The following is a 25,756-nucleotide window of genomic DNA, read 5'->3' as shown; positions in this document are numbered from 1 at the left end:
ATGAAGCCGTTAACTCCGCGCCAATCTGAAGTGTTTGATTTGATCCGGCGTCACATGCAAGAGACCGGCATGCCACCAACTCGGGCGGAGATCGCGCGTCAGTTGGGGTTCCGCAGTGCGAACGCCGCCGAGGAACACCTCAAGGCATTGGCCCGCAAAGAGTACATCGAAATTGTACCGGGCACTTCCCGCGGCATTCGCATCCTGTTTGAACAGCCGCAAGAGGAAGATTTAGGTTTACCGTTGATTGGCCGCGTCGCCGCCGGTGAACCGATTTTAGCGCAAGAACATGTGGAATCACATTACCAGCTAGATCCTGCCCTGTTCCGCCCAGAAGCCAACTACTTGTTGCGTGTTCGCGGCGATTCAATGAAAGAAATTGGCATCCTAGATGGCGATTTACTGGCTGTACACCAAACCCAGACCGCCCGTAATGGCCAAGTGGTTGTGGCACGAGTGGGGGAAGACGAAGTTACGGTAAAGCGTTTCCAAAAGCAGGGCGATGTGGTCTACCTGCATGCCGAGAACAGCGAATACGAACCCATTGTGGTGGATCTGACTGAAATGCCGCTGGCCATCGAAGGCTTGGCCGTTGGCGTAGTGCGAAATGGAGATTGGCAATAATGAAAACCTCAGCAAACCTGCAGCATCGTCATCCCGGGATCTGGCAAACATCGGTGGCCGCGCGCCCCAGTGTTACCCAGCATCGCTGTCAACGTGGTAAAGGTTTGCTGGCGGTAGCGCCGCAGCTGCAACAGCTCACCCAGCAAAGCGGTTGGATCCTGCTTATCAATGCGCCAGAGTGCGACTGGGGCGCCTTTGTACGGCAGTCAGGCATCGACAGCAAACGCATCTTGCGGGTGCGTTGCGCTGACGACATCGAAGCGATGATGGCGTTAGAACAAGCCTTGACTGGTGGCACCTGTGCCGCAGTGCTGGCATGGCTGCCCCAATTAGACAATCGCGATCAACGCCGTCTCGAATTGGTGCAAAAACGGGCCCATTGCCCAGCGTTTTTATTCCATAGCGAATTGCGACTGGCGAATTCCCTTCCCAACCCCATTCATTAATGAACGCCATTTGTGAGCTTGATCAAGCTCAGAACAGGCTGTAGCTTTACTTTAGTAATCAGAAACAAACTGGCAGTTGTACTGGCAGCATTTGCGTAGCTAAGTCGTATACACGTATGCCCATGCCCCCTAGGGTTCAGGGAGCTTACATAGAGTTAAGCCTTACTGTGCGAGCTTTCTTCGAAACGTTGAACATCAACGTGGACAGGAGAAGTGTCTGTGAAGTTAAAGCTGTTTGGCGGCTTAGCCGCTTTGTTCTGCGGGCCAGTTCTGGCCGCTGAATCGCCGTGGAATCTTACCCCCGGTGCCACCGATATCAGTCAGCAGGTATTCAGCCTGCACATGACCATCTTTTACATCTGTTGCGTGATCGCCATTGTGGTGTTTGGGGTGATGATCTATTCGTTGATCAATCACCGTAAATCCAAAGGCGCGGTTGCCGCTAATTTCCATGAAAGCACCAAGGTCGAGATCGCTTGGACGGTGATCCCGTTTATCATCTTGATTGGTATGGCCGTACCGGCAACCAGCACCCTTATCGCCATGGAAGATCCATCGGATTCGGATCTCACCATTCAGATCACCGGCTCGCAATGGAAATGGCACTACAAGTATTTTGGCCACGACGTTGAGTTTTTCAGCCTGTTGTCCACCCCCGCCGAACAGATCCAAAACCAACAAGCCAAAGGCGAAAACTACCTGCTTGAAGTGGATAAACCGTTGGTGATCCCCACCAATCGCAAAGTGCGCTTTTTGATGACTTCCGATGACGTGATCCACAGTTGGTGGGTGCCAGCATTTGCCGTGAAGAAAGACGCTAACCCTGGTTTCATTAACGAAGCTTGGACCAAGGTCAAAGAGCCCGGCACCTATCGTGGTCAGTGTGCTGAACTGTGCGGCAAGGATCATGGCTACATGCCGGTGGTGGTGGAAGTGCTCCCAGAAGCCGAATTTGATCAGTGGCTGGCCACGCAAAAGCTGGCTGCCAATGACGCCGCCGCTGCGGAGCAAGCTTCGTTGACGCAACAGCTGTCGATGGCCAATTCGATGGCACTGGGTGAATCAATCTATAACGCGCGCTGCGCCGCCTGTCATCAGCCTAATGGAATGGGGTTAGCTGGGGTCTTCCCTGCCATCAACGGCAGTGCCATTGCGACCGGAAAAATTGGCGAACACATCGACATTGTGGTGAATGGGCGCAGTGGCACCGCCATGCAGGCCTTTTCCAGTCAGCTGAGTTTGAAAGAGCTGGCGGCAGTGGTGACCTATCAACGCAACGCTTGGGATAACAACACCGGTGATGTGGTGCAAACCGCCGACGTGAATGCCGTGATGCAGGGAGAGCAGCAATGAGTAGTCTCGTAAAAGACGCCAAGTTAGAAGCGGCTGAACCCTTAGTGGGCAACAGCCAGGATGAACACCACGAGCACCATGAACATCACGCCACCGGCATTAAGCGCTGGCTCTACACCACCAACCATAAAGACATCGGTAGCCTCTATCTGTGGTTTAGTTTCATGATGTTTTTGATCGGTGGCGCCATGGCGATGGTGATCCGAGCGGAACTATTCCAACCCGGACTGCAGTTGATTGAACCGCATTTCTTTAATCAAATGACCACAGTACATGGGCTGATCATGGTGTTTGGGGCAGTGATGCCGGCCTTCACGGGATTAGCCAACTGGATGATCCCGTTGATGATCGGTGCCCCAGACATGGCTTTGCCACGGATGAACAACTGGAGCTTCTGGATCCTGCCGTTTGCCTTTGCGATGTTGCTGGGCAGCCTGTTTATGGAGGGCGGCGGCCCCGCGTTTGGTTGGACATTCTATGCCCCTCTGTCGACCACCTTCAGTGGTGACTCGACCGCGGTGTTTGTGTTCTCTGTTCACATCATGGGGATCAGTTCGATCATGGGGGCGATCAATGTGATCGTCACCATCGTTAACCTGCGTGCCCCAGGCATGACGTGGATGAAGTTGCCGCTGTTTGTGTGGACCTGGTTGATCACCGCTTTTTTGTTGATTGCGGTGATGCCGGTGCTGGCGGGTGCGGTAACGATGATCTTGACCGATAAATTCTTTGGCACCAGCTTCTTTGATGCCGCCGGTGGCGGTGATCCGGTGATGTTCCAGCACATCTTTTGGTTCTTTGGTCACCCCGAGGTCTACATCATGATTCTGCCGGCATTTGGCATCATTTCTGCCATTGTGCCAGCCTTCAGTCGCAAGAGGCTGTTTGGTTATGCCTCCATGGTGTACGCCACTGCCTCGATTGCGGGCCTGTCGTTTGTTGTGTGGGCGCACCACATGTTCACCACGGGCATGCCGGTAGCTGCAGAGCTGTTTTTTATGTACTGCACCATGCTGATCTCGGTGCCGACTGGCGTCAAAGTCTTTAACTGGGTAGCCACGATGTGGCGGGGGTCAATCAGTTTCGAAGCGCCAATGCTGTTTGCACTGGCGTTTATTGTGTTGTTTACCATTGGTGGCCTATCGGGGCTGATGCTGGCGATCACGCCGGTGGATTTCCAGTACCACGATACCTATTTCGTGGTGGCGCATTTCCATTATGTGTTAGTGACGGGGGCGATCTTTTCGATCATGGCCGGCGCCTATTATTGGTTACCGAAATGGACCGGCCACATGTACTCAGAATCCTTGGCCAAATGGCACTTCTGGTGTTCACTCATTTCGGTCAATGTGCTGTTTTTTCCGATGCACTTCTTAGGTTTGGCGGGCATGCCTCGCCGGATCCCCGATTACGCGCTGCAGTTTGCAGACATCAACAAAGTGGTGTCGATCGGCGGCTTTGCGTTTGGCCTGTCGCAGCTGATCTTCCTGGTGTTGGTGATTAAGTGCATTCGCGGTGGCCAACAGGCGCAGGCCAAGGTGTGGGATGGGGCGGAAGGACTGGAATGGACGGTGCCATCTCCGGCGCCTCTGCATACCTTTGAAACCCCACCGACAGTGAAATAACCAATGGCAGAGCATAAACGACTGGTTTCAACCCTGCTGCTGGTGGTGGTGGGAATGTTTGGCTTTGGCTTTGCGTTGGTGCCGCTGTATGACGTGTTTTGCGAGATTACTGGCATCAATGGCAAAACCAACACCAGCGCCGTGCAAGCGGCCAACGTAGTGGATGTGCAGCGCACCGTTACCGTGGAGTTTGTTACTTACGTCCGCAACGACATGCCGTGGCAGTTTGAACCGGTGGTTGAGCGGATGCAGGTGCACCCTGGCGAAACCACACAGGTGGCGTTTCGTGCCACCAATCTATCGGGCAACGACACCATCGGCCAAGCGATCCCATCGGTCAGCCCGGGGCAGGGGGCACTCTACTTTTCGAAAATTGAGTGCTTTTGCTTCAATCACCAACCGCTGCCTGCCGGAGAAACCGCGGAAATGGGGTTAGTGTTCTTTGTTGATCCGGAACTGCCGGAATCGATCCAAACCCTGACCCTATCTTACACGCTCTATAACATCACCGATGCGGTGGCCGAGCGTGGCTAAGGAGAGTGCAATGAGTCAACAATATCAACGTTATTACGTTCCAGCGCAAAGCCCGTGGCCAATAGTCGGCGCCGTGGCGTTGTGCATGATCGCGGTCGGTGCCGGCAACTACGTGACCAGCTTGCCCGAAGGCGGTGGCTTTGGCGGTTACTTGCTGCTGGCGGGTGTGGCGGTACTGCTGTACATGCTGGTGGGGTGGTTCCGTAACATCATCGATGAATCGATGGCGGGCATGTATTCCCAGCAGATGGATCGCTCCTTTAAACAGGGAATGGCGTGGTTCATCTTTTCTGAAGTGATGTTCTTCTTTGCCTTCTTTGGTGCGCTGTTTTACACCCGTTTAATCTCGGTGCCTTGGCTGGGTGGTTCGGGCAATAACGCCATGACCAACGAAGTGTTGTGGCCGGGGTTTGAAGCGGTGTGGCCGCTGGTGTCCACTCCGGGTGGGATCACCACTGAAGCGATGGGCTGGGGCGGCTTGCCCCTGTACAACACCATTATCTTAGTGGTGTCGTCGGTGACTCTGCACTTCGCTCATACCGGGTTAGAGCAAGAAAAACGCAAGGCGTTAACCGCTTGGTTGGCGGGCACCATTGCCCTGGGGTTGGTGTTTTTGCTGCTGCAAGCTGAGGAGTATGTGCACGCCTACCGCGAGATGGGGTTGATGTTGAGCTCTGGGGTGTATGGCAACACGTTCTTCTTGCTGACGGGCTTCCACGGCTTGCACGTTACCCTTGGCACCATCATGTTGATAGTGATGTTTTTCCGAGTGCTGAAAGGGCATTTCACGCCACAAAATCACTTTGGCTTCCAAGCGGCCAGCTGGTATTGGCATTTTGTCGATGTGGTGTGGCTGTGCCTGTTCGTGTTTGTGTACGTGCTGTGATTGGTCGGCACTGGCGAACCGCGATGTGCTCGTGGCGCGCGTCAGTGCCGATATTCGCGCGGTTAATATGGCCTTGGGTTGAGCGGTAACCAGCCCATGGCCATCGCCACCAGCACAATCAGCAATACGATGGCAGAGAAACCGACGCGACGGCCCAGATAGTGGGTCATTGAACGCTTACCACGGATCATCGCGACACCAGCCATGGCCAGATTGCCGAGGATGTATAGCAAGATGAGCACCAATACCGTTTTGATGACGATGACCATAATGGCTCCTTGCCAATGATTGCGTGGGTGATCCGTTTAGCTACTGTGGCGGTGCTACTGACGTTGGTCAAGTTGGGGCTGTGGCAACTTGACCGTGCAGCCCACAAGCAACAGCTGCAACAACAGTATCAGCAGCGGGCGCAACAGCGGTTGCAATGGCCGTTGCCAACCGAGGGCGATTTACGAGGTTATCAATTGCAGATCAGTGGCAACTGGCTGCCGCAACAGGCCTTGTTACTGGATAACCAAGTGGTGGATGGCCAAGTAGGTTATCGCTATTTGGTGCCACTGCAGGTGTCGTTAGAGCAGCCTTGGCTGTTGGTGGATTTGGGCTTTGTGGCTGCCCCATCGCGGCGTGAACAACTGCCAGCGTTGCCGCCTTTGCCAAGTCGCAGCGTGGTCTTAGGCCGCCTGCTGCAGCCTCAACCCAACCGATTGGCGGATCAGCTGTTGCCGGAAGTTGGTGTGGTTACCCGCATTCAAGCGCTGAATTGGTCGCAGCTGCAACAGCATTGGCAGCACCCGCTGATTCCAGCGCTCTTGTGGCTGCAACAACCGCAGCAATTGGGGTTCAAACGGCCGTGGCAGCCCATCAACATGGCCGCCGAAAAGCACCACGCTTACGCATTGCAGTGGTTTAGTTTAGCGCTGGCGTGGTTGGTGGTGGCATTGCTGCTGTGGCGGCGTAACCGTAAGGGCACAACCGCAAATCCTGTTAATCGACCCATCTGAATCATCCGATGGCATAACAATAACAATCACCAGCGGTAACGGTGACCATAAGTAGGAGTAACTATGTCCTCATCTTCCGCTGCTTCAAAGCGTACCTTGCTGCTGTTGCTGGGCTTATTTTCCTTACCGGTGATCGCCGCTGCCTTGGTGTTGAAACTGGGCTGGTATCAAGGTGGTAGCACCAACCACGGCCAGTTGTTGTCGGACTTAAGTTACCAGCAGCTACGGGTTGCCAATCCGGCAGAACAAACGTGGCAGATAGTGACCTTTGTGCCAAACCAATGCGACCACGCCTGCCAACAGCACCTGCAGCAACTTAACCAAGCGCACATCGCCTTAGGCCGTGAACATACGCGGGTGATCCCGATCGCTTACAGCAGCGAGGCCATTACGGCGCCAGAACGGTTTCGACAGGTGATTAACCCACCGCTGCAGCAAGCGTTGGCACCCTATGCCATGGTGGTGGTGGATCCTTGGGGGCAGTGGGTACTGGGTTACCAGCAAGGGCAAAGCCGCGACATGCTGCTGGATCTGCGCAAGCTGTTGAAGCTGTCACGGATTGGGTAAGGGGGCGCGATGAAAGGATTAACCTTATTTAGCCTGTGCTTTGCCCTAGTAGTGATCTTACTGGGGGCCTTTACTCGGTTAACGGATGCGGGCTTAGGTTGCCCAGATTGGCCCGGTTGTTATGGCTATCTAACGGTTCCTAATGCCGAGCAAGCCGCGGACGCGCAAGCGCGCTTTCCGGAACGAGCCATCGAGCCAGCCAAAGCGTGGGCCGAGATGGTACACCGTTATGTGGCGGCTTGTTTAGGGCTGCTGATCCTCGCGATCGCGGTGCTGCATTGGCGCCAGCGCGGAGCCAGCGCTGTGCCCTATCTCCTGCTGGGCTTGGTGGTGTTTCAGGCCGCGCTGGGGATGTGGACCGTCACCTTAAACCTTATGCCGCTGGTGGTGATGGGGCATCTGTTGGGGGGCTTCAGTATTGCGGCGCTGCTGTTGTATTGGTTGTTGCAGCAAAGAGGGCAATCCATTCAGGCCAGCGAGAGAGATATTGGCAGCGCAACGCACGTGACCAAGTCGCCGCGGGGGATCACTTCCGGGCTAAAAGCGATGGCTGCCACTGCGTTAGTGGTGTTGGTAACGCAAATTGCATTGGGAGGGTGGACCTCGGCGAATTATGCCTCGTTGGCTTGTACCCAGTTGCCGATCTGCGAAGGCGACTGGCTGGCAAAGTTAAATCCGACCGACGCCTTTAGTCCATTGCAGGCCCCAGCAAGCAGTTATGAATATGGGGTACTGGATCATCCAGCACGGTTAACCATTCACGTCAGCCACCGGATCTGGGCACTGGTTACCACGGCCATTTTATTGCTGCTGTGGTGGCGCTTGCGCCAAGTTGGGATCCAGCGTGAAGCCAATGTGATGGCGGTGGTGTTAACGCTGCAAATCGCACTGGGGATCGGCAATGTGCTGGGGGGATTGCCATTGGCGGTGGCCGTGGCACACAACGGCGTAGCGCTGTTATTACTGCTGGCGGTGATCGCCAGTAATGTTCGGCTGTGGCAGGGAGAAGCGCAACATGGATAAAGCGATAGCAGTAACCTCGGCCTCGGTGCCGTGGCGCGATTACCTCGAAATGACCAAACCTAAGGTGGTGGCCTTGATGCTGCTGACCGCGTTGGTTGGCATGTGTTTATCCACCCCAGGCTGGGTGCCATGGCAACCGCTATTAGCGGGGTTGGTGGGCATCGGCATGATGGCTGGGGCGGCGGCGGCCATCAATCACTTGGTGGATCGGCGCATCGACCACATCATGGCGCGCACCCATAACCGGCCCCTACCAAAAGGCCGAGTCAGTGCGTTGCAGGCGCTGCTGTTTGCCATGGCATTAGGCAGCATGGGCTTTGTGCTGTTATGGCTGTTTACCAATCCGCTGACTGCGTGGTTAACGTTGGGATCCTTGGTGGGCTATGCCGTGGTCTACACCGGCTTTTTAAAGCGCGCGACCCCGCAAAATATTGTGATTGGTGGTTTAGCCGGAGCGATGCCGCCGCTGCTGGGGTGGACCGCCATCAGCGGAGACTTTCACGGCTACGGTTTGCTGTTGGTGATCATCATCTTTGCTTGGACCCCGCCGCACTTTTGGGCGCTGGCGATTGCGCGTAAAGCGGATTACGCCAAAGCGGGCTTGCCAATGTTGCCGGTCACTCATGGCACCGAATACACCAAAACTCAGATTCTGTTGTACAGCTTTTTGTATGCGCTGGCGTGTTTGCTGCCGGTCTTAGTCGGCATGAGCGGCGCGCTCTATTTGGCGGGCACCACGGTGCTGAGCGTGTGGTTTTTAGTGCGAGCGTGGCAGTTGAAATACCAGCCCCAACAATACCCACCAATGAAGCTGTTTTTGTTGTCTATTTGGCACTTGTTGGCGTTGTTTGTGTTGTTGCTGGCGGATCATTATTTGGGGTTGATGCTATGAATCTACGTGTATTGCTGTTGGCGTTTGCTGCGGTTGTGGCATTAGGGGCGGGGGTGTGGTGGTCGTTGCAAACACCGCCACGGCCAGCGGTTGCGGCACTGTGGTTGCAGCAACCACGGGCGCTGGCGGCGGTTGAGTTGGTGGATCAGCGCAATCAAGCGTTCGGCATGGAACAGCTGCAAGGCAAGTGGACCCTGCTGTTTGTTGGCTATACCTCGTGCCCAGATGTTTGCCCAACCACCATGGCCGATCTGGCGCGGCTCTACCCTAAGTTGCAGTCGATACAACAGGGGCCGCAACCGCTGCAGATCGCCATGCTCTCGGTGGATCCGCAGCGGGATAACCTAACTCGGTTAAGCAATTACGTGCGCTTTTTTAATGACGACTTCATCGCGTTAACCGGCGAACACAGCCAGCTGCACCCCTTTACGCAAAGTTTAGGCTTGGTCTATGCCTTGGTGGATAGCCCCAGCGGCAGTGAGTACTTGGTGGATCACAGCGCCGACATGGTGCTGATCAACCCACAGGGGCAATTGGAGGTGATTTTTCGGCCCCAAGGGGAACCAGGGCAAGTGCGGACGGTGTCGATGGCGCAGTTAGAGCACGAGTTGCCGTTAATCATCCACTTCGCCAGTTAGCCCGCAGGGTTAACGGATCGCCGCTGCCAGACGCAGCATCAATACCCCAACAGGGCGCCATTACGGCGCCCTGTTTGTTATTCCTGCGGCCAGCTGCCATCGCTGTTGGCTTGTACCCAAGGCTGGGAAAACCAGTAGTAACCGGACTGGCTCAAACTGGGTGCGGTGCAGTTGTAGCGAGAACGGCCTGCGGGTAAGGGCAGATCCGCTTGAATGCTAAAGGTGTTGTCATCCAGCCATTGTGGCGCTTTCGCGCCTTGGCCTTGGACATAACACATCAGGGCGCGCTTACGCACATCGGTACCCGTTAAGGTAACGGTCAGGCTGGGTTGGCGCCGTTCAATCAGCTCTGAGCCAGCACCATCAAGCGCCACCACCGGCATATTGAGGCTGTGCAGTTTCACTTTCAGGGTGTTGAGATCGGCGTATGGCCCAGCAACGGGAAAGCGTGGAATGGCGGTTAAATTAGAGTAAGGACCGGCGGCGCCGCTGTGTTGACCAATGCCAGCAAAGCCCAGTTGCTCCAGCAGGTTTTGCAGGGCTGGATTGTATTCGCCGTAGGGGTAGGCCAACGCCTTTAAGTGATGGCCTATTTGTTCAGTAATCGCCGTTTCGGTGCGCTCAATGTCAGTGCGGATCCGCTGTTGCCACGCCAGATCGTCTTCGCCAGCTTGCTGGCGGATCAAATGATCGTGTTGGTAGCTGTGATTGGCGATGGTGGCCCCTTGGCGGCTTAACTGGCGCAGCGTCTCCCAGCCCATGATATTGCGGTAGCCCTGTTCAATCGGGGCGACATTAACAAACACGGTGTAGGGGAAGCCGTGCTGACGCAAAATGGGGTGTGCATTCGCCGCGATGCTTTGGTAGCCATCGTCGAAGGTGATCGCCACCGATTTGGCGGGCAACGCCTGTTTCGCGCGGATCGCCGTTAAGGCGGTTTCTAAGCTGATCACGTTAAAGCCTTGTTCGCTTAAGTAGGTCATCTGCGTTTGAAACTGCGCTGGAGTCACCGAAGTGCTAGCTGGAGTACTGTTACTGACGTGGTGGTACTGTAGAATTACCACCGCTCGCGCTGGCAGGCTCAACAGCAGCAAGGCCATTCCAAGCCAAGCCAAACCTTTTTTCATCATTGTTGGAAATCCATAAGTTATGACCATCCCCGCCGTGCTCAGGCAGTGGCCAGCGCACCAACGCACCTTGGCGTTGGCGCTGCCGATGATCTTCTCCAATATCACCACTCCGCTATTGGGCTTGGTGGATACGGCAGTCATCGGCCATTTAAGTGAGGCCTATTATCTCGGCGGCGTGGCCGTCGGCGCGATGATTATAACCCTTTTATGGTGGGTGTTAGGCTTTTTGCGTATGGCCACCACTGGCTTGGTGGCGCAGGGCTTTGGCCAGCAGCACTGGCCGAACCAAATTGCGGTGCTGTGGCAGGGGCTGTGCTGTGCCGCGGCATTGGCGTTGGCGCTGTTGTTATTGCAGCAACCGCTGCTGCAGGGGGGCATCGCTTTAATTGGTGGCAGTGCGGAAGTGCAGCATTACGCGCTTGAGTACGCCCAGATCCGCATCTGGGGGGCACCGGCGGCCTTGATGAATTTAGTGTTGTTGGGATTCTTACTGGGGCGGCAACAAGCGAAGGCAGCCATGCTGCTGCTGATCTTGACCAATAGCCTCAATATTGGCCTGGATCTGCTGCTGGTGGTGGGGTTTGAGTGGGGCGTAGCGGGAGCCGCAATGGCCACGGTGATTGCCGATTACAGCGCCTTAGCCGCGGGCTTGTGGCTCAGTTGGCGCCAGATCCCAGCCGCACAGCGGCTGCGGCAACGCTTGCACCTGCGGGGCATCGGCAAACTGTTGGCGCTGAACCGCGACATCTTCCTACGCTCGTTGTGTTTGCAGCTGTGCATCGCCTTTGTTACGGCGCAAGGGGCACGAATGGGCGATGCGATTGTGGCGGCCAATTCGGTGCTGATGAACCTGACTTTGCTGATCGCCTACGCCTTAGATGGCATCGCTTATTCGGCGGAGGCGCAAGTGGGGCAGGCGGTGGGGAAAGCCGATCAGCGGCGGGTGCGCGATGCCATTTGGCTGTGCTGGAGCTGGTCGGCCCTGACGGCGTTGCTGTTCAGTGTGGGGTTCTTGCTGGCGGGAGAGTCGTTGATCGCCTTGCTGACCGACATCGAATCGGTGCGACTTGGAGCGCAGCATTACCTCGGGTGGCTGGTGGCTTACCCACTGGTGGCCTTTACCTGCTTCCTGTTTGACGGGGTCTACATTGGCGCGGCCAAAGGGCGGGCGATGCGCAATAGCATGTTGATCTCGGCGCTGGGCTTCTTTGCCCTATGGTGGCTAAGCCAAAGCTACGGCAATCACGGCTTGTGGTTGGCGTTTTGCGGTTTTGCGCTGTTGCGGAGCCTGACGCTGGCGGCGCACTATCTGTATCGGCAACATCAACAGCGGTGGCTGGCGGATGGCCATTAACCGAACCGATCCCAAGCTCAGACATTGAGCGACAAAAAAACCGCCCCGTTGGGCGGTTTTTTGTTGGCGGGGGATCTTAGAAGTAAGAGTGCTCGCCTGCTTGGTGCTCGGTGATGTCTTTCACCGCAGAGAGCTCGCCGCTGAAGTGTTCCAGCAGCTGCTTTTCGATGCCATCTTTCAAGGTTACGTCCACCATGGAACAGCCGTTACAGCCGCCGCCAAACTGGATCACTGCGATGCCATCTTCGGTCAGTTCCATCAAGGTGATGAAGCCGCCGTGGCCAGCCAGCTGTGGGTTAACCTGAGATTGGATCATGTATTCAACTCGATCCTTCAGCGGCGCGTCGTCTTCCACTTTACGCATCTTGGCGTTGGGCGCTTTCAGTGTCAGCTGGCTACCCAGTTGATCGGTCACAAAATCGATGTTGGCGTCTTCTAAGAAAGGCGCGCTTTTGCTGTCGATCATGGCGTTAAAACCATTGAATTCCAGTTCGGTGTCGTCGGCTTCTACCGAGTCTGGCGGGCAGTAAGATACGCCGCACTCCGCCTGAGCGGTGCCTGGATTGATAACAAACACACGAATGTGGGTGCCTTCTGGCTGCTGCTCAAGCAACTTCACAAAGTGGGCTTGGGCGGTCTCGGTAATGATGATCATATCGGCTCTCTTAAACCTGAGTAAACGACTCGGATACTGCATGATAACCCCAGACGGTCTGGGATTTATAGTGGGCGGATGTTACCGAGATCACGCTTCGCTGGCTAAACGAACAATTCGATTGATAAGATGGGCGCTATAACAACAAAGCACTTCACTGCCATTAACCGATGCCAAGCAGGGCCAGAGGCAGCGCAGTGAGGCAATCACGTTCAGGGAATGACGATGCGAATATTGATGGCGCTGGCACTGTGGCTGGCGACCCTGCCAGTGATGGCCAGTTTACTGCCGACACAAACCTACACCCCCACGATCACCACCCCAGAGCAAGCGTTCGGCCAAGCGGTTGGGCAACAGCACCTGCGCTATGATCAAGTTCACCATTACCTCGCGCAGTTGGCGCAGCAAAGCGATCGGGCTCAATTGCAGCACATTGGTCGCAGCCATGAAGGCCGTCCGCAGCTGGCGTTGTTGCTCAGTAGCCCTGAAAACCTCGCCAATAAAGAGCAGATCTTGGCAGAGCGGGCGCAGGTTCGGCAAGGCGAAGCCGGGGATGGCCCCGTGGTGATCTGGCTGGCGTACAGCATCCACGGTGATGAGGCCAGCGGCCTTCATGCGGCCACCTTGTTTGCCTACTACCTTGCGGCCAGTCAAAGCGACGAAGTTAGCCAGTGGCTGGATAACGCGGTGATCGCCATTACCCCAAGCCAGAACCCCGATGGCAATGATCGTTTTGCTAACTGGGCTAACGGCAACCGCAATGCGGTGGCCAGTGGCGATACTTGGCACCGCGAGCATCGCCAAGGCTGGCCCAGTGGCCGTGTGAACCACTATCTTGCGGATCTTAACCGCGATTGGCTCTATTTGGTGCACCCCGAAAGCCGTGGTCGAGTGGCCTTTTTCCAACAGTGGTTGCCGCATGTGGTGTCGGATTACCACGAGATGGGCCACCAGTCTTCCTACTTTTTCCAGCCCGGGGTGCCGGATCGCACCCACCCGCTAACGCCGGTTGAAAACCAACAGCTGACCGCTGCCATTGGCAAGCACCACGCGGCGGCGCTGGACAAGCTGTATCAGCCCTATTTCTCGCGGGAATCTTTTGATGATTTCTATTACGGCAAAGGCTCAACCTACCCAGACATCAACGGCGCCGTTGGCATTTTATTTGAGCAAGCCAGTGCCCGTGGCTTAGTGCGCGACACCGACCGAGGTGAGCTGACGCTGAGCATCGGGGTGCGTAACCATTTGGCGACGTCGTTCTCTACCGTGCGCGGTGCCTTAGCCGAGCGGGAGCAGCTGCGCCAGTATCAAGCGCAGTTCTATCGGGAGGCAATGGAAGAAGGGGAGGATCGCAACGGCGATGGGTGGTTTGTGTCAGCCCAAGGGGATCGCAACCGTTTGGCCGCATTCGCCGCGATCTTGGCGCAGCATCAGGTGCAGTATTCCTACTTGGCGCAAGCGGTAAAACGGAAATCACGCCAATTTGCTGCCGGCGATCTGTATATCCCCTTTGCCCAACCTCAATACCGCTTACTGAACGCGCTGTTTGATCAGCGCAGTGAGTTTGCCAACAACACCTTTTACGACGTGTCGGCGTTTTCCGCTGAACTGGCGTTTAACTTAACCGTACAGGGCGACACCAAACCGGCACAGCTGCAAGCGCAGCCACCATTGGTGGATTCGCAACTGGCGCTGCCGGCACTGCATTGGCACATCAGCTGGAACGATCGCATGGCGCCAGCGGCGTTGCAGCAATTGTTGCAGCAGGGCTTTCGGGTGCGTTTTGCCGAAAGTTTCAGTGTGCTAGATGGCGCTGGAGGCGACATTGAAGTTGCCCCCGGCGATCTGTTGATCCTGGCCAATCAACCGGGGCTAACCGCCGCGCTGAAAACCCTTGAAGATCGCCATCAGTTACGCGCGCAGCCCGTCACCTCAGGCCAAGCGTTGGCGGGGTTCGATCCCGGTGGTCGCCGCTACCACGCAACGGCACCGGCCAAAGTGGCGGTGATTGCTGGCGAAGGAACCAGTCAGTATGACGTGGGCATGTTGTGGTTCTATTTAGATAAGCAGCTGCAACTGCCACTGACCCTGATTGACTCGAGCGACATTGGCTTAGCGCCACTGAATGGCTACAGCCACCTGTTTGTGCTGGGCGGCGAGCACCGCTATCTCACCAAAAAGCACGCCAGCAAGATTGCTGCCTTTGTGCAGCAAGGGGGCACCGTAGTGGCATGGCGCAGTGGCGTTAACGCGTTGCTGAAGCGCGAACTGTTCCGTGCCGATCTGCTGGATGGGGATGATTTTGAAGCGGAGTTTGCCCATGCCGGTGACGCGGTGAGCTTTGCTCAGCGCCGCAGCGAAGATGCGCGTCGTACCATTGGTGGCGCGATTGTGCAGCTGCAGCTGGATAACAGCCATCCGTTGGGATTTGGCTTGCCGCCGTTGCTGCCGCTGCTCAAGCAAGGCAGTTACGCCATCGAAGCCGAGCAGGGGCGACAGTTGGCCAAATACCATCAGCAGCCGCTGTTGTCGGGCTTTATCGCCCCAGAACTGCAGCAGTCGCTGGCAGGGAAAGGTGCGGTGCAGTTATTGCCGCAGGGGCAAGGCCAGTACGTACTGTTAGCGGACAACCCGCTGTTTCGTAACTTTTGGCTGGGGGGCGAACGGCTGATCGCCAACACCCTGTTTATGGTGCCGTACCTGCGCTAACGGCTGGGGCGACGTGCCATGGCGCTGGCTAACGCCCAATATTGGCTGACTTGATGGCCGCCACGCTGCAATGCGCTGGCGGCCATTTTCATGGTGGTGCCGGTGGTTACGATGTCATCCACCAGCGCAATCTGGGTTTGGCGCGGCAGATCCGCACAGGCAAAACTGCCGTGCAGATTTTGCCGTCGTTGCTGGCCGTTCAGGCGGTGTTGGCTATCGGTGGCACGCACTTTGTGCAGCAGTTCTGGCCTTACCGGCAGCTGCAGCAATCGGCCTAATTCGGTGGCAATCAACAGCGCATGGTTGCAACTGCGTTGGCGTAAGCGGCTTGGGTGCATCGGGATCGGCACTAAGGCATGGGGCAATGGCTGGTTGGTGACTTTCTCGGCCAGTCGCTGACAAAGCGGTTGCAACAGGCTCCACTGTTGGGTGACTTTCAGCTGCGCCACTAAGCGGCCCACGTCATTGTGGTAGGGGTAAGCCACTTGCAGCACACGCCAACGCTTGTGGCTAAGACACTTGCCGCAGCGCTGGGATGGGTTATTGCTGGGGGCCGCAGAATTGCGGTTAGTCAGGGGCGTACTGCAACACAAGCAGAGCAGCCCAGCATCGGCGTCAGCCAAACACAACGGGCACAGGCCACTGCCTTGTGACAGTGGCTGCTGACATAACTGGCAGCGGTTGGGTAAACTGGCCAGCACTTTTTGCCACAGCATCTGATGGAGTCCCATGTCCCACAACCTAACGGCCTCGGCGGTCGAGATCCACTGGCATGGCCAAGGGCCAGCGTTGTTGCTGTTGCATGGTTGGGGCATGAATGGCGCCGTATGGCAGCAACTGGTGCCCAGCCTACAGGCGCAAGGATTGATGGTTGGGGTGGCGCAGCTGCCGGGCTTTGGCGGCACCGCACCGCTGGCCAGCAGCGATGACATTGAACTGTTGGCGGCAGCGATCTGGGCGCAATTGCCACCAGATTGCCATCTGCTGGGGTGGTCGTTGGGCGGCCTCGTCGCGCAACAGATGGCGCTGTTACGGCCAGAGCGCACCTTGTCGTTGTGCACACTGGCCAGCTCGCCGTGCTTTGAACAGCGGCCGGACTGGCCGGGGATCGCGCCCGCGGTGTTGGCGGGCTTTGCCACGCAGTTGCAGCAAGACAGCAGCAAAACCATCAATGGTTTTTTTGCGCTGCAGGGGATGGGATCGGTTTCCGGTCGTGCCGATGTGCGCCAATTAAAGCAAGCGGTAATGGCACTGCCCGCAGCCCACCCAACGGCTTTGGCCGGTGGCTTAACCATGTTGGCACAGGTGGATCTGCGGGCGCAGTTGGCAACACTGCAGCTGCCGTGGCTGCGGATCTATGGCCACAACGATGCCTTGGTGCCACGGGCGAGCGTGGCGTTGGTGGATCAATTGGCGCCTCAGTCGCAATCGGTGTTGATCCCGCAAGCGGGGCACGCGCCCTTTATCTCCCATTTTGAGTTAACCTGCGCGCAATTGGTTAAATTTTACCTAGCACGCTAATTAGGCAATAATTGCGTCAATAAATTGACGATGGCATTGGGCGATCGTCAGCTGATCTGAGATCCGCGATGTTCTTGGTGTCTAACTTCCCCCAAGTGCCCATCGCCACCACTAACCCTGCAACAGAGGGGGCGGCGCGTGAGCAACAACTGCGACAACCGCTGCCCGCTCCAGAAGCGTTGGCCAAAGCGGCGGCAGAGCGTGAGCTCGATACCGAGCGGGATAAAGCCGACACCGTTGAAGCCAAGCAGCAGGGGCAACAGCAGCAAGGGGAAGACGCGCAGCAGCAGTCGCAATCGGAACAGCCCAGCTACGGCCCAGAATCGCTCAAATCGCTGCTGGCGCAGGCCAACCCAACCATCGAGCGCCCCGGACAGCGCCGCCAAAGTGGCGGCTTACCCGAAGCCAGTGCGGCGCAGCGCTTGAGCGATGCCCAATACGCCCAGTTTGGCCGCATCATCGCCACCCTCTACAACAGCAGTGGCCAGCCAGAACGGCCCCCGCGCTTTTTAGCTTCAACCTGATCCCCAGTGACCTTATCGCCGTTTGGCGTTAGCAAACGCATCGGCCAAGGCGCCGCCTGTTGAATTATCGCTGCGGTTGGCCTTGGCCGCTGCGGCCGGGCGCGCTGACGTTGCAGCCTGCTGGCGGCGGGTTGGGCTTGGCGGGGTACGGTTGCTGGTGGCAGCGCTGCTGTCGTTGGGCTGGTCGTGCAGCTTCATGGATAGGGCAATGCGTTTGCGGTTGATGTCGACTTCCATCACTTTCACTTTCACCACGTCACCGGTTTTTACCACGGTGCGCGGATCCTCAACAAAGCGATCCGCCAGTGCCGAGATGTGCACCAAGCCATCTTGTTTCACCCCGACATCAACAAAGGCGCCGAAGTGGGTAACGTTGGTGACCACCCCTTCGAGGATCATGCCCGGCTGCAGATCGGCGATCTGCTCAACCCCATCGGCAAAGCGCGCGTTGCTGAACTCGCCGCGGGGATCGCGGCCGGGCTTATCCAGCTCGGCGATGATGTCGGTGATGGTGGGCAGCCCAAACTGCGAGGTGATGAATTGCTGTGGCTGCAGTTGCTGCAAGACCGCGCTGTTGCCCAGCAGTTCGGTGGTGGCCAACTTTACGTGGGCACGGATCTGTTCAACCACGGGGTAGGCTTCAGGGTGCACCCCAGAACCATCCAGTGGATTGCGCCCCGCGCGGATCCGCAGGAACCCAGCGCACTGTTCAAACGCCTTCGGCCCCAGTCGAGGCACCTTTTTCAGTTCGGCGCGGCTGTTAAAGCGGCCATTGGCATCGCGGTAGCTGACGATGTTGTTGGCCAGAGTGGGGGTTAAGCCCGCCACTCGTGCCAGCAGTGGAGCAGAGGCGCTATTCAAGTCCACTCCCACCTTGTTGACGCAATCTTCCACCACCGTATCTAAGCTGCGCGCGAGCTGGGTTTGGTTGACGTCGTGCTGATACTGACCAACGCCGATCGCTTTGGGCTCGATTTTTACCAACTCAGCCAGTGGATCCTGCAAGCGGCGACCAATGGAGACCGCGCCGCGCAAGCTGACGTCCATCTGGGGGAATTCAGTGGCGGCCAGTTCCGAGGCGGAATAAACCGAGGCACCAGCTTCCGACACCATCACCTTGGTCAGCGAAGGGTTGCCTGCGCGGATCAACTCCGCCGCCAGTTTATCGGTTTCGCGGCTGGCGGTGCCGTTGCCAATGGCGATCAATTCAACCTGATGGCGCCGCACCAGTTGTTGCAGCTGGTGCAGCGCGCGATCCCACTGTTTTTGCGGTTGGTGCGGATAGATGGTGTCGGTGGCCAGCACCTTACCGGTGGCGTCGATCACCGCCACCTTACAGCCGGTTCGTAAACCGGGATCCAACGCCAAGGTCGGGCGCGCACCCGCTGGCGCGGCCATCAATAGATCCACCATGTTGGCGGCGAACACGCCAATGGCGTCGGCTTCGGCCTTGGCTTGCAGGCTGCCAAGCAGTTCGTTTTCAAGGCTGGGGCCTAATTTGGTTTTCCAGCATTGCTGCACCGTTTGTGCCAGCCATTGATCGCCGCCGCGGCCTTGGTTCTTGATGCCCAGCTGCGCGCCAAGCAACTGCTCCGCCCGGCTGATCTGCCCGCGGGCTGGGGCTTCCGCTTCCAGCCGTAGACTTAAAGACAATTCGCCTAAATTCTTGCCCCGCAGCATCGCAAGGGCACGGTGGGAGGGGGTGTTTCGGTAACGTTCTTGGTGTTGGTAATAATCGCGAAACTTACTGTCGTCGCGGGCTTTGCCACGGCCAGCTTTGCTGCACAACCACCCTTGTTGCAGCGCTTGGCGCAGCTGCGCCACCACCGCGCCTTGGTTGGCAAAGTGATCAATAAGGATCGCTTGGCAGCCAGCCAATACGGCTTCGGCATTGGGGTAGTGTGGGTTGCAATGGCGTGCCGCCAATTGGTGCGGGTTGTGCGGTGGCTCGGCCAGCAGCTGCAGTGCCAGCGGCTCTAAGCCAGCCTCAATCGCTTGCTGCCCCTTGGTGCGGCGCTTGGATTTAAACGGCAGGTACAGATCTTCTAAGGCGGTTTTGCTGTCGGCGGCGGCAATGGCGCGGCGCAGGGGGTCGGTCAGTTTGCCCAGCTCGTCGATGTTGTTCAGCACGGTGTGGCGGCGCTCGTTTAACTCGCGCAGATACCCCAAGCGTTGCTCTAAAGCCCGCAGTTGGGTGTCGTCTAAACTGTCGGTGGCTTCTTTGCGGTAGCGGGCGATAAAGGGCACGGTGGCGCCGCCGTCCAGTAGGTCAATGGCAGCGCTGACTTGGCGCGGTTGTACCTGCAGTTCAGCAGCGATGGCGGTGGCGATGGGGGTCATAACAAAAGCCCAAGAAAAAACGACTGGCGGGCAAGATAACACAGCCTTCGCGCTGCCGCTGTTGGCTTGCTATATTGCCGAGTCATCAGTCTTAGCCAAGTGAAGCCCCTTTGAAAAAAGCCAATTTAATCACCAAAGCCGGTTGGAACGCCCTCGAAGCAGAGCTGCGATTTTTGTGGAAAGAGGAGCGCCCAATGGTAACGCAGGCGGTGTCTGATGCCGCGGCCTTGGGCGATCGCAGTGAAAATGCCGAGTACATCTACGGTAAAAAACGGCTGCGCGAGATTGATCGGCGAGTGCGCTTTTTGTCGAAGCGGATGGAGGTGTTGCGAGTGGTTGAGCCGGATCCACGGCAACAGGGCAAGGCCTATTTTGGCGCCTGGCTGGAGCTGGAATCGGAGCAAGGCGAGGTGCAGCATTACCAATTGGTGGGCCCCGATGAGTTTAATATCGGCCAAGGCAAGATCAGCATCGACTCGCCATTAGCGCGAGCGATGGTGGGCAAAGAGGTGGACGACGAAGTGGTGGTTACTACCCCCGCGGGCGACAAGATCTGGTACGTCAATCGCATCAGCTACCAGCCCTTCGACGACTAACGAAACAGTTTGCAACATCAAAGCGTACGCAGCGACACGGATTGCGGTTAATATCAAAGCGTTAAAATTTTGCGTGAGGGCACAGCATGGAACAGGAAACCACCAAGGTTTTGGTTGTCGATGACGACATTCGGCTACGGGGTCTGCTAGAGCGGTATTTGGTGGAGCAGGGCTTTCAAGTGCGTGCTGCGGCAAATGCGGAACAGATGGATCGTTATTTAGAGCGGGAAAACTTCCATCTATTGGTGCTGGATCTGATGCTGCCCGGCGAAGATGGCTTGTCTATCTGTAAACGCTTGCGGGCGAAACATAACCCCATCCCAATTGTGATGCTGACCGCCAAAGGCGACGAAGCAGACCGGATCTTTGGGCTGGAATTGGGGGCGGATGATTACCTGCCCAAGCCGTTTAATCCCCGTGAATTGCTGGCGCGGATCAAAGCGGTTTTGCGTCGCCGCCCACAAGAGCTGCCGGGCGCCCCTGCCCAGCAAGAAACCGAAGTGAGCTTCGGCGAGCACAGTTTGAATCTTGCCACCCGCGAAATGACCAAAGCGGGGGAGTCGGTGTCGTTGACCTCGGGGGAATTTGCGGTGCTGAAGGTGCTGGTCAGCAACCCGCGCGAACCCATGAGCCGCGATAAGTTGATGAACCAAGCCCGTGGCCGCGATTACAGTGCGTTGGAACGCTCCATTGATGTGCAAGTATCGCGCTTGCGCCGCCTGATTGAAGACGATCCATCCAACCCGCGTTACATCCAAACCGTATGGGGTTTGGGCTACGTTTTTGTGCCCGACGGCGCTGAACGCTAATGCGCTGGACCCGGCTGCCCCGCAGTAACTTTGGTCAGACGGTATTGCTGGTGGGCTGTTTGCTGCTGATCAGCCAGATCCTCTCTTATTGGTCGCTCACCATGTATGTGGTGAAGCCGACCACCCAGCAGATCATCGAACTGATGGCACGTCAGGTGGATTTTGCCTTTCGTGATCTGCAGTTAGACATCAACCTCCCGACCACTTTAGATGCCTTGCAAGGGCGGCTGGAAGAGAACCTCTACATGGAGGCGTTCACGCTGGCGGAAGCGCGGCAGCAAGGGCTGGATCAAGCCACCTACTACAGCCTGTTTTCCGATCAAATGAGCGAATACCTTGGGGGCCCGGCTGAGGTGCGCTTAGCCACGGGCGGCGCCTATCAAGTGTGGGTGCGGCCTCCCCAAGCCCCCCAGCTGTGGCTGCGGATCCCACTGACCGATTTTGATCAAACCACCATTTCGCCGCTGACCATCTATTTGGGCGGGATCGGCACCCTATCGGTGCTGGGCGGCTGGTGGTTTGCGCGGCGTCAATCGCGGCCGTTGCTGCGGTTGCAGCGCGCGGCCTTGGCCGTTTCCCGTGGCCATTTCCCCAAACCGATCCCACTGTCGGGCTCGATTGAAGTGGAAGAGGTTACTCAGGCGTTTAATAAGATGTCGCGCTCGATGGCGAAGCTCGAGACCGATCGGCAAGTGTTGCTGGCTGGGGTGTCGCACGATCTGCGAACGCCGTTAACGCGGATCCGATTAGCGGCCGAGATGATGGATGCGAAAGACGATTTCCTGAAAGAGGGGATCGAGCACGACATTGACGACATGAACGCCATCATCGATCAGTTTATTGCGTTTATTCGTGGCCACCAAAGCGAAGATCTGCAGCCGCTGTCGTTGAACGATCTGCTGCGGGAAACCGCGCAGCAAGAGGGAGTACGTGGCGCCACCATTGAACTGGAGCTGGGGGAAGTGCAGGCGTGCATGTTGCCACCGGTGGCGGTGAAACGGGTGCTCAGCAACCTGCTGGAGAACGCGTTGCGTTACGGCAATGGCTGGATCCGCTTACGCAGCGGGGCCGACAGCGAGTCGGTGTGGTTTGAGATTGAAGACAATGGCCCAGGCATCGATCCGACCAAACTGGATGCGATGTTCGAACCCTTCCAGCAGGGGGATGAAGCGCGTGGTGGCGCAGGCTCTGGCTTGGGCTTGGCGATCATCAGCCGCATCATTGAAGGCTTATCGGGGCAGGTACAGGTGAAAAATCGCGCCGAAGGGGGCTTGGCGGTGCGGGTGTGGCTGCCGCGGCAACCACACCCCTTAGCGGGTTTGTAACGGCGGCGCTCTTAGCTGCGCGGCCCCGCGTTCACAATGGCATCAGAGACCTGATACTTATCGAAGTTGGCGCGAAACTGCATCGCTAACTGCTGTGCGTATTGATCGTATTTGTTGCCATCTTGCCAAGTTTGGCGCGGGTTCAGCAGCGCACTGTCAACGCCGTTCACGTGCAGCGGCACATCCAAATTCAGCTGTTCAATATGATGGGTTTCCACCTGCGCCAATTCGCCGCTCACAATGGCGTCGATCACGGCGCGGGTAGTGGGAATATCAAAGCGCTTGCCTTCGCCGTAGGGGCCGCCGGTCCAGCCGGTATTGACCAAGTACACTTGGCTGCCAAAGGATTCAATGCGCTCCATCAGCAGCTCGGCGTACACCCCAGCTGGGCGAGGGAAGAAGGGGGCGCCAAAGCAGGTCGAGAAGGTGGATTCGATGGCGCTGGTTGAGCCTATCTCGGTCGAGCCCACCTTCGCGGTGTAACCCGATAAGAAATGATAGGCCGCCGCTTGTTTCGATAATTTTGCCACTGGGGGCAACACCCCGGAAACGTCGCAGGTTAAGAACACCACGGCGGCGGGTTCTGCCCCGTTGTTGCTGAGGACGCGGTGCTCAATGTGCTCCAACGGATAGGCGGCGCGGCTGTTCTGAGTCAAGCTGTCGTCGTTATAATCTGGGCGTCGCTGTGCATCCAACACCACGTTTTCCAGCACACAGCCGGAGCGGATCGCATCCCAGATCACCGGTTCATTCTGCTGCGATAAATCGATGCATTTGGCGTAGCAACCGCCTTCAATGTTGAACACGCCACCGGGGGCCCAGCCATGTTCATCATCGCCAATCAGGTGGCGCTTCGGATCCGCCGACAGGGTGGTTTTACCGGTGCCAGACAAACCAAAGAACAACGTGGTGTCGCCTTGTTCGCCCACGTTGGCGGAGCAGTGCATCGGCAGCACGCCTTTCGCGGGCAGCAGGTAGTTTTGCACCGAGAACATCGCTTTTTTCATCTCGCCGGCGTAACGCATGCCGGCGATCAGCACTTTTTGTTCGGCGAAATTGATGATCACGGCCCCATCGGAGTGGGTGCCGTCACGTTCTGGCTTACAGCTAAAGCCCGGCGCATTTAGGATCTGCCAGACCGGCTTTTTGGTTGGATTAAGCTGTTCCGGCACGATGAAGAGGTTGCGGGCAAACAGCTGCTGCCAAGCGGTTTCGGTGCGGACATCTAAAGGCAGGTAATGGGCTTCATCGGCACCCACTTGCAGTTGTGAGCGGTAATGATCGCGTTCGTTTAAATACTCATCAACCCGTTGCCATAAGGCAGAAAACTTCTCTGCTGAAAAGGGTTGGTTGACCTTGCCCCAGTCGATGTGATCACGGCTGCTGGCTTCCTCAACGATAAAGCGATCTTTGGGGGAGCGGCCGGTACGGGAACCGGTTTGTACTACTAGGGCGCCGTTGCTGGCCAGTTGACCTTCATTACGGGCGATGGCGGCTTCGATCAGCTCGGCGCTGCTCAGATCCTGCCAGATTGCTGACATAGCGTGTTCCTCGGTCCTTGGATGCGTGATGGCCATGATTGGCTCTTAGTGTGTCCTGCAGATTCGCCAAGCGATAACGGGCTGATGCGCAGTTCAGCTCGTCAGAATGGTTGGCGGCAGTGGCCACTCTAACGCCTGCGTCGCGCCCCTCGGAACGACCATCAGAATGGTAATGCTTAATCATTATCACAAGTGTAACGAAAATATTAGTCGTAAGGCTCAAACAGTAGCGCGAAAAAAAGCTGCCCAAAGGCAGCTTGTTATCAATGCATTACTGGTTGCTTGCAGCTCAGTGGCGGGTGTCACTGCTGGCTTGGGTTTGGCCCAAACCTGCGACATCCACCGCGTCAAAGTGGTAGTTGCTGTGGCAGTAATCGCAGTGCATCTTGATCTGGCCTTGCTCAGCCAGAATTTGCTCTAATTCGGCCTTATCGATAGACGCCAGTGCCGCTAAGCTGCGCTGGCGCGAACAGCCACAGGCAAAGCTGATGTCGCTGGCAGCAAACAGCTGTATCGACTCTTCGTGGTAGAGGCGATACAGCAGCTCGTTGGCGGCCAAGCTGTACAGTTCATCGGCCTTGATGGTGTCGGTCAGGGCTTCTAAGTGCTCAAACGGCACCGTGGCGATCACGTTCGACGCCGGCATCTGCTGCAGCAACATGCCACCGGCTTTGTTGCCATCCGCGTGCAGCCACAAGCGGGTGTTCAGCTGCTCGGATTGGGCAAAGTATTGCTCAATGTTGGCGGCCAAGGTTGGCTTATCCAGCGCCACAATGCCTTGGTAGCGTTCGCCGTCGGTTGGGGTAATGGTGATCACCAAGTGACCTTTGCCCAACTGCGCCTGCAGATCGCCCTCTGGCACTTCGCCTGTAAAGCGGGCAATGCCACGCATTACGTGATTATGGTTACCGTTAATAACCGCCAAGCTCAGCGGGCCATCGCCCTGCATCTGCACGGCAATCTCGCCTTCAAATTTTAAGGTGGCGGTTAGCATGGCGGTGGCCGCTTGCAGTTCGCCCAGCAACCGCTGCACCACGGCTGGGTAGTCGTGGTTGGCAAGGATCTGTTGGTAGCTTGCTTCTAGCTGCACCAGTTCACCGCGTACGTCCGCTTTGTCGAACAGGTAACGCTGCAGCAGGTCAGTGTGTTTCATGAGTTAGTATCCTGGTGTTTGATCCGCAGCAATTGGCGTCGCTGCTTTTTGTCTGGTCTGCCGGCAGTGTGATCGGCGTCGGCCTTTAATCGTCGTTGCTCGGCACGTTGCTCACGGCGTTGGTGGCTTTGCTCGGTTTCAAGGTAGAGCGCTTGCGCCAATGGCGCACTGAGGCGTTTGGCCGATACGCCCTGCACCAGCACTTCTTTTTCGTCAAAGCCCTGCCAAAGCGTAATGGTTGCGCCCACCTCAACCTGACGGCTAGGCTTACAACGTTGGCCATTTAGGTGCACTTTGCCGCCGTTAATCATTTCCTGCGCTAATGCGCGAGTTTTGTAAAATCGTGTTGCCCACAACCACTTATCTAGTCGAACTGAGCTAACACTCTTTCCATTTGTGCACGTTTTAGCCATATATGCCCCAAATTTACTCGAAATTGACGGTTTGTGCCGTGGCATCTTAAGGCGGGGGACGTTAGCATAAACCCTGTTTTTACGCTATTCACAGGCT

At 57.0% G+C, this 25,756-nt stretch carries 25 protein-coding genes and 1 pseudogene; 18 read left to right on the top strand and 8 right to left on the bottom strand.

The features are described 5' to 3' along the window. The 6 genes and pseudogenes from lexA to Q0796_RS04645 all read left to right on the top strand — a co-directional run bounded on the left by lexA (nucleotide 1) and on the right by Q0796_RS04645 (nucleotide 5,468). Complete coding sequence (lexA, locus tag Q0796_RS04670; RefSeq protein ID WP_298440673.1) at nucleotides 1–624, top strand: transcriptional repressor LexA; 624 nt, start codon at nucleotides 1–3, stop codon at nucleotides 622–624. Next, nucleotides 624–1,070 (top strand): SulA-like leucine-rich domain-containing protein, encoded by a 447-nt coding sequence (locus Q0796_RS04665; protein ID WP_298440671.1) that lies wholly within the window; start codon nucleotides 624–626, stop codon nucleotides 1,068–1,070. The genes lexA and Q0796_RS04665 overlap by 1 nt, the downstream gene beginning before the upstream one ends. Nucleotides 1,071–1,289: 219 nt before the next feature. Next, nucleotides 1,290–2,396: pseudogene (gene coxB / locus Q0796_RS04660) on the top strand (cytochrome c oxidase subunit II); the annotation flags it as partial. Between the two features lie 23 nt (nucleotides 2,397–2,419). Then, the gene (ctaD, locus tag Q0796_RS04655; protein ID WP_298440669.1) at nucleotides 2,420–4,048 is read left to right on the top strand and encodes a cytochrome c oxidase subunit I; all 1,629 of its coding nucleotides are present in this window, start codon (nucleotides 2,420–2,422) and stop codon (nucleotides 4,046–4,048) included. 3 nt (nucleotides 4,049–4,051) lie between these two features. After that, the gene (locus Q0796_RS04650) at nucleotides 4,052–4,582 is read left to right on the top strand and encodes a cytochrome c oxidase assembly protein (protein ID WP_298440667.1); all 531 of its coding nucleotides are present in this window, start codon (nucleotides 4,052–4,054) and stop codon (nucleotides 4,580–4,582) included. A gap of 10 nt (nucleotides 4,583–4,592) precedes the next feature. After that, nucleotides 4,593–5,468, top strand: coding sequence for a cytochrome c oxidase subunit 3 (locus Q0796_RS04645; RefSeq protein ID WP_298440665.1), 876 nt, complete (start codon nucleotides 4,593–4,595; stop codon nucleotides 5,466–5,468). A 62-nt stretch (nucleotides 5,469–5,530) separates the two neighbouring features. Here the strand turns inward: Q0796_RS04645 and Q0796_RS04640 are convergent, their stop codons facing one another. Further along, entirely contained in the window at nucleotides 5,531–5,737 is a 207-nt protein-coding gene (locus Q0796_RS04640) for a DUF2909 domain-containing protein (protein ID WP_298440663.1), read from the bottom strand. A gap of 27 nt (nucleotides 5,738–5,764) precedes the next feature. Here Q0796_RS04640 and Q0796_RS04635 point away from each other — a divergent pair, with 27 nt between their 5' ends. From Q0796_RS04635 to Q0796_RS04615, 5 genes are all read left to right on the top strand, one after another. Further along, the gene (locus Q0796_RS04635) at nucleotides 5,765–6,469 is read left to right on the top strand and encodes an SURF1 family protein (RefSeq protein ID WP_298440661.1); all 705 of its coding nucleotides are present in this window, start codon (nucleotides 5,765–5,767) and stop codon (nucleotides 6,467–6,469) included. 63 nt (nucleotides 6,470–6,532) lie between these two features. After that, nucleotides 6,533–7,036 (top strand): hypothetical protein, encoded by a 504-nt coding sequence (locus Q0796_RS04630; RefSeq protein ID WP_298440659.1) that lies wholly within the window; start codon nucleotides 6,533–6,535, stop codon nucleotides 7,034–7,036. A 9-nt stretch (nucleotides 7,037–7,045) separates the two neighbouring features. Beyond that, entirely contained in the window at nucleotides 7,046–8,059 is a 1,014-nt protein-coding gene (locus Q0796_RS04625) for a COX15/CtaA family protein (RefSeq protein WP_298440657.1), read from the top strand. Then, on the top strand, nucleotides 8,052–8,951 hold the full coding sequence (gene cyoE, locus Q0796_RS04620; RefSeq protein WP_298440654.1) for a heme o synthase: 900 nt from the start codon (nucleotides 8,052–8,054) through the stop codon (nucleotides 8,949–8,951). Before Q0796_RS04625 ends, cyoE begins: the two co-directional genes overlap by 8 nt. Continuing rightward, nucleotides 8,948–9,589: an SCO family protein gene (locus Q0796_RS04615; RefSeq protein WP_298440652.1), complete on the top strand. Its 642-nt coding sequence runs from the start codon at nucleotides 8,948–8,950 to the stop codon at nucleotides 9,587–9,589. Before cyoE ends, Q0796_RS04615 begins: the two co-directional genes overlap by 4 nt. A gap of 77 nt (nucleotides 9,590–9,666) precedes the next feature. Here Q0796_RS04615 and Q0796_RS04610 read toward each other — a convergent pair whose 3' ends face one another. Continuing rightward, nucleotides 9,667–10,719 carry a polysaccharide deacetylase family protein gene (locus tag Q0796_RS04610; protein ID WP_298440650.1) on the bottom strand — a complete coding sequence of 351 codons (1,053 nt, stop codon included), beginning with the start codon at nucleotides 10,717–10,719 and terminating at the stop codon, nucleotides 9,667–9,669. Between the two features lie 19 nt (nucleotides 10,720–10,738). Between Q0796_RS04610 and Q0796_RS04605 the strand changes: the two genes are divergently transcribed. After that, a complete protein-coding gene (locus Q0796_RS04605; RefSeq protein WP_298440648.1) occupies nucleotides 10,739–12,073 on the top strand; it encodes an MATE family efflux transporter in 1,335 nt (444 codons plus the stop codon). Between the two features lie 76 nt (nucleotides 12,074–12,149). Here Q0796_RS04605 and nfuA read toward each other — a convergent pair whose 3' ends face one another. After that, the gene (gene nfuA / locus Q0796_RS04600; protein ID WP_298440646.1) at nucleotides 12,150–12,728 is read right to left on the bottom strand and encodes a Fe-S biogenesis protein NfuA; all 579 of its coding nucleotides are present in this window, start codon (nucleotides 12,726–12,728) and stop codon (nucleotides 12,150–12,152) included. A 225-nt stretch (nucleotides 12,729–12,953) separates the two neighbouring features. Here nfuA and Q0796_RS04595 point away from each other — a divergent pair, with 225 nt between their 5' ends. Next, nucleotides 12,954–15,437, top strand: coding sequence for a M14 family zinc carboxypeptidase (locus Q0796_RS04595; RefSeq protein WP_298440645.1), 2,484 nt, complete (start codon nucleotides 12,954–12,956; stop codon nucleotides 15,435–15,437). Here Q0796_RS04595 and Q0796_RS04590 read toward each other — a convergent pair. Further along, nucleotides 15,434–16,168, bottom strand: coding sequence for a ComF family protein (locus Q0796_RS04590; RefSeq protein ID WP_298440644.1), 735 nt, complete (start codon nucleotides 16,166–16,168; stop codon nucleotides 15,434–15,436). The genes Q0796_RS04595 and Q0796_RS04590 overlap by 4 nt on opposite strands. Here Q0796_RS04590 and bioH point away from each other — a divergent pair. Both bioH and Q0796_RS04580 read left to right on the top strand, forming a co-directional pair. Continuing rightward, entirely contained in the window at nucleotides 16,167–16,958 is a 792-nt protein-coding gene (bioH, locus tag Q0796_RS04585) for a pimeloyl-ACP methyl ester esterase BioH (protein WP_298440643.1), read from the top strand. The genes Q0796_RS04590 and bioH overlap by 2 nt on opposite strands. Nucleotides 16,959–17,026: 68 nt before the next feature. Next, a complete protein-coding gene (locus tag Q0796_RS04580; RefSeq protein ID WP_298440642.1) occupies nucleotides 17,027–17,482 on the top strand; it encodes a hypothetical protein in 456 nt (151 codons plus the stop codon). A gap of 12 nt (nucleotides 17,483–17,494) precedes the next feature. Here Q0796_RS04580 and Q0796_RS04575 read toward each other — a convergent pair whose 3' ends face one another. Then, complete coding sequence (locus Q0796_RS04575; protein ID WP_298440640.1) at nucleotides 17,495–19,822, bottom strand: Tex family protein; 2,328 nt, start codon at nucleotides 19,820–19,822, stop codon at nucleotides 17,495–17,497. Nucleotides 19,823–19,932: 110 nt separating this feature from the next. On the opposite strand from Q0796_RS04575, the gene greB reads away from it, so the two are divergent. The 3 genes from greB to envZ all read left to right on the top strand — a co-directional run bounded on the left by greB (nucleotide 19,933) and on the right by envZ (nucleotide 22,552). Continuing rightward, on the top strand, nucleotides 19,933–20,418 hold the full coding sequence (gene greB, locus Q0796_RS04570) for a transcription elongation factor GreB (RefSeq protein WP_298440638.1): 486 nt from the start codon (nucleotides 19,933–19,935) through the stop codon (nucleotides 20,416–20,418). Nucleotides 20,419–20,504: 86 nt separating this feature from the next. Beyond that, nucleotides 20,505–21,227: a two-component system response regulator OmpR gene (ompR, locus tag Q0796_RS04565; RefSeq protein ID WP_298440637.1), complete on the top strand. Its 723-nt coding sequence runs from the start codon at nucleotides 20,505–20,507 to the stop codon at nucleotides 21,225–21,227. Then, nucleotides 21,227–22,552, top strand: coding sequence for a two-component system sensor histidine kinase EnvZ (envZ, locus tag Q0796_RS04560; RefSeq protein ID WP_298440636.1), 1,326 nt, complete (start codon nucleotides 21,227–21,229; stop codon nucleotides 22,550–22,552). Before ompR ends, envZ begins: the two co-directional genes overlap by 1 nt. Nucleotides 22,553–22,563: 11 nt before the next feature. On the opposite strand, the gene Q0796_RS04555 is transcribed toward envZ, so the two are convergent. The 3 genes from Q0796_RS04555 to hslR form a co-directional block, all read right to left on the bottom strand. Next, on the bottom strand, nucleotides 22,564–24,093 hold the full coding sequence (locus tag Q0796_RS04555; protein WP_298440635.1) for a phosphoenolpyruvate carboxykinase: 1,530 nt from the start codon (nucleotides 24,091–24,093) through the stop codon (nucleotides 22,564–22,566). 289 nt (nucleotides 24,094–24,382) lie between these two features. Next, nucleotides 24,383–25,246, bottom strand: coding sequence for an Hsp33 family molecular chaperone HslO (gene hslO, locus Q0796_RS04550; RefSeq protein ID WP_298440634.1), 864 nt, complete (start codon nucleotides 25,244–25,246; stop codon nucleotides 24,383–24,385). After that, on the bottom strand, nucleotides 25,243–25,659 hold the full coding sequence (gene hslR / locus Q0796_RS04545) for a ribosome-associated heat shock protein Hsp15 (protein WP_298440633.1): 417 nt from the start codon (nucleotides 25,657–25,659) through the stop codon (nucleotides 25,243–25,245). Before hslR ends, hslO begins: the two co-directional genes overlap by 4 nt. Nucleotides 25,660–25,756 lie beyond the last annotated feature (97 nt).

Source organism: uncultured Ferrimonas sp., assembly GCF_947489035.1.
In the GTDB taxonomy this organism is placed as follows: Bacteria; Pseudomonadota; Gammaproteobacteria; order Enterobacterales; family Shewanellaceae; genus Ferrimonas.
The sequence above is the reverse complement of the archived record's forward strand: the minus strand, read 5'-3'. Positions and strand labels throughout refer to the sequence as shown.

Coding starts and splice junctions, on each gene's coding strand:
- lexA (WP_298440673.1), top strand. CDS start 1: ATGAAGCCGTTAACTCCGCGCCAATCTGAAGTGTTTGATTTGATCCGG.
- Q0796_RS04665 (WP_298440671.1), top strand. CDS start 624: ATGAAAACCTCAGCAAACCTGCAGCATCGTCATCCCGGGATCTGGCAA.
- ctaD (WP_298440669.1), top strand. CDS start 2,420: ATGAGTAGTCTCGTAAAAGACGCCAAGTTAGAAGCGGCTGAACCCTTA.
- Q0796_RS04650 (WP_298440667.1), top strand. CDS start 4,052: ATGGCAGAGCATAAACGACTGGTTTCAACCCTGCTGCTGGTGGTGGTG.
- Q0796_RS04645 (WP_298440665.1), top strand. CDS start 4,593: ATGAGTCAACAATATCAACGTTATTACGTTCCAGCGCAAAGCCCGTGG.
- Q0796_RS04640 (WP_298440663.1), bottom strand. CDS start 5,737: ATGGTCATCGTCATCAAAACGGTATTGGTGCTCATCTTGCTATACATC.
- Q0796_RS04630 (WP_298440659.1), top strand. CDS start 6,533: ATGTCCTCATCTTCCGCTGCTTCAAAGCGTACCTTGCTGCTGTTGCTG.
- Q0796_RS04625 (WP_298440657.1), top strand. CDS start 7,046: ATGAAAGGATTAACCTTATTTAGCCTGTGCTTTGCCCTAGTAGTGATC.
- cyoE (WP_298440654.1), top strand. CDS start 8,052: ATGGATAAAGCGATAGCAGTAACCTCGGCCTCGGTGCCGTGGCGCGAT.
- Q0796_RS04615 (WP_298440652.1), top strand. CDS start 8,948: ATGAATCTACGTGTATTGCTGTTGGCGTTTGCTGCGGTTGTGGCATTA.
- Q0796_RS04610 (WP_298440650.1), bottom strand. CDS start 10,719: ATGATGAAAAAAGGTTTGGCTTGGCTTGGAATGGCCTTGCTGCTGTTG.
- Q0796_RS04605 (WP_298440648.1), top strand. CDS start 10,739: ATGACCATCCCCGCCGTGCTCAGGCAGTGGCCAGCGCACCAACGCACC.
- nfuA (WP_298440646.1), bottom strand. CDS start 12,728: ATGATCATCATTACCGAGACCGCCCAAGCCCACTTTGTGAAGTTGCTT.
- Q0796_RS04595 (WP_298440645.1), top strand. CDS start 12,954: ATGCGAATATTGATGGCGCTGGCACTGTGGCTGGCGACCCTGCCAGTG.
- bioH (WP_298440643.1), top strand. CDS start 16,167: ATGTCCCACAACCTAACGGCCTCGGCGGTCGAGATCCACTGGCATGGC.
- Q0796_RS04590 (WP_298440644.1), bottom strand. CDS start 16,168: ATGGGACTCCATCAGATGCTGTGGCAAAAAGTGCTGGCCAGTTTACCC.
- Q0796_RS04580 (WP_298440642.1), top strand. CDS start 17,027: ATGTTCTTGGTGTCTAACTTCCCCCAAGTGCCCATCGCCACCACTAAC.
- Q0796_RS04575 (WP_298440640.1), bottom strand. CDS start 19,822: ATGACCCCCATCGCCACCGCCATCGCTGCTGAACTGCAGGTACAACCG.
- ompR (WP_298440637.1), top strand. CDS start 20,505: ATGGAACAGGAAACCACCAAGGTTTTGGTTGTCGATGACGACATTCGG.
- envZ (WP_298440636.1), top strand. CDS start 21,227: ATGCGCTGGACCCGGCTGCCCCGCAGTAACTTTGGTCAGACGGTATTG.
- Q0796_RS04555 (WP_298440635.1), bottom strand. CDS start 24,093: ATGTCAGCAATCTGGCAGGATCTGAGCAGCGCCGAGCTGATCGAAGCC.
- hslO (WP_298440634.1), bottom strand. CDS start 25,246: ATGAAACACACTGACCTGCTGCAGCGTTACCTGTTCGACAAAGCGGAC.
- hslR (WP_298440633.1), bottom strand. CDS start 25,659: ATGGCTAAAACGTGCACAAATGGAAAGAGTGTTAGCTCAGTTCGACTA.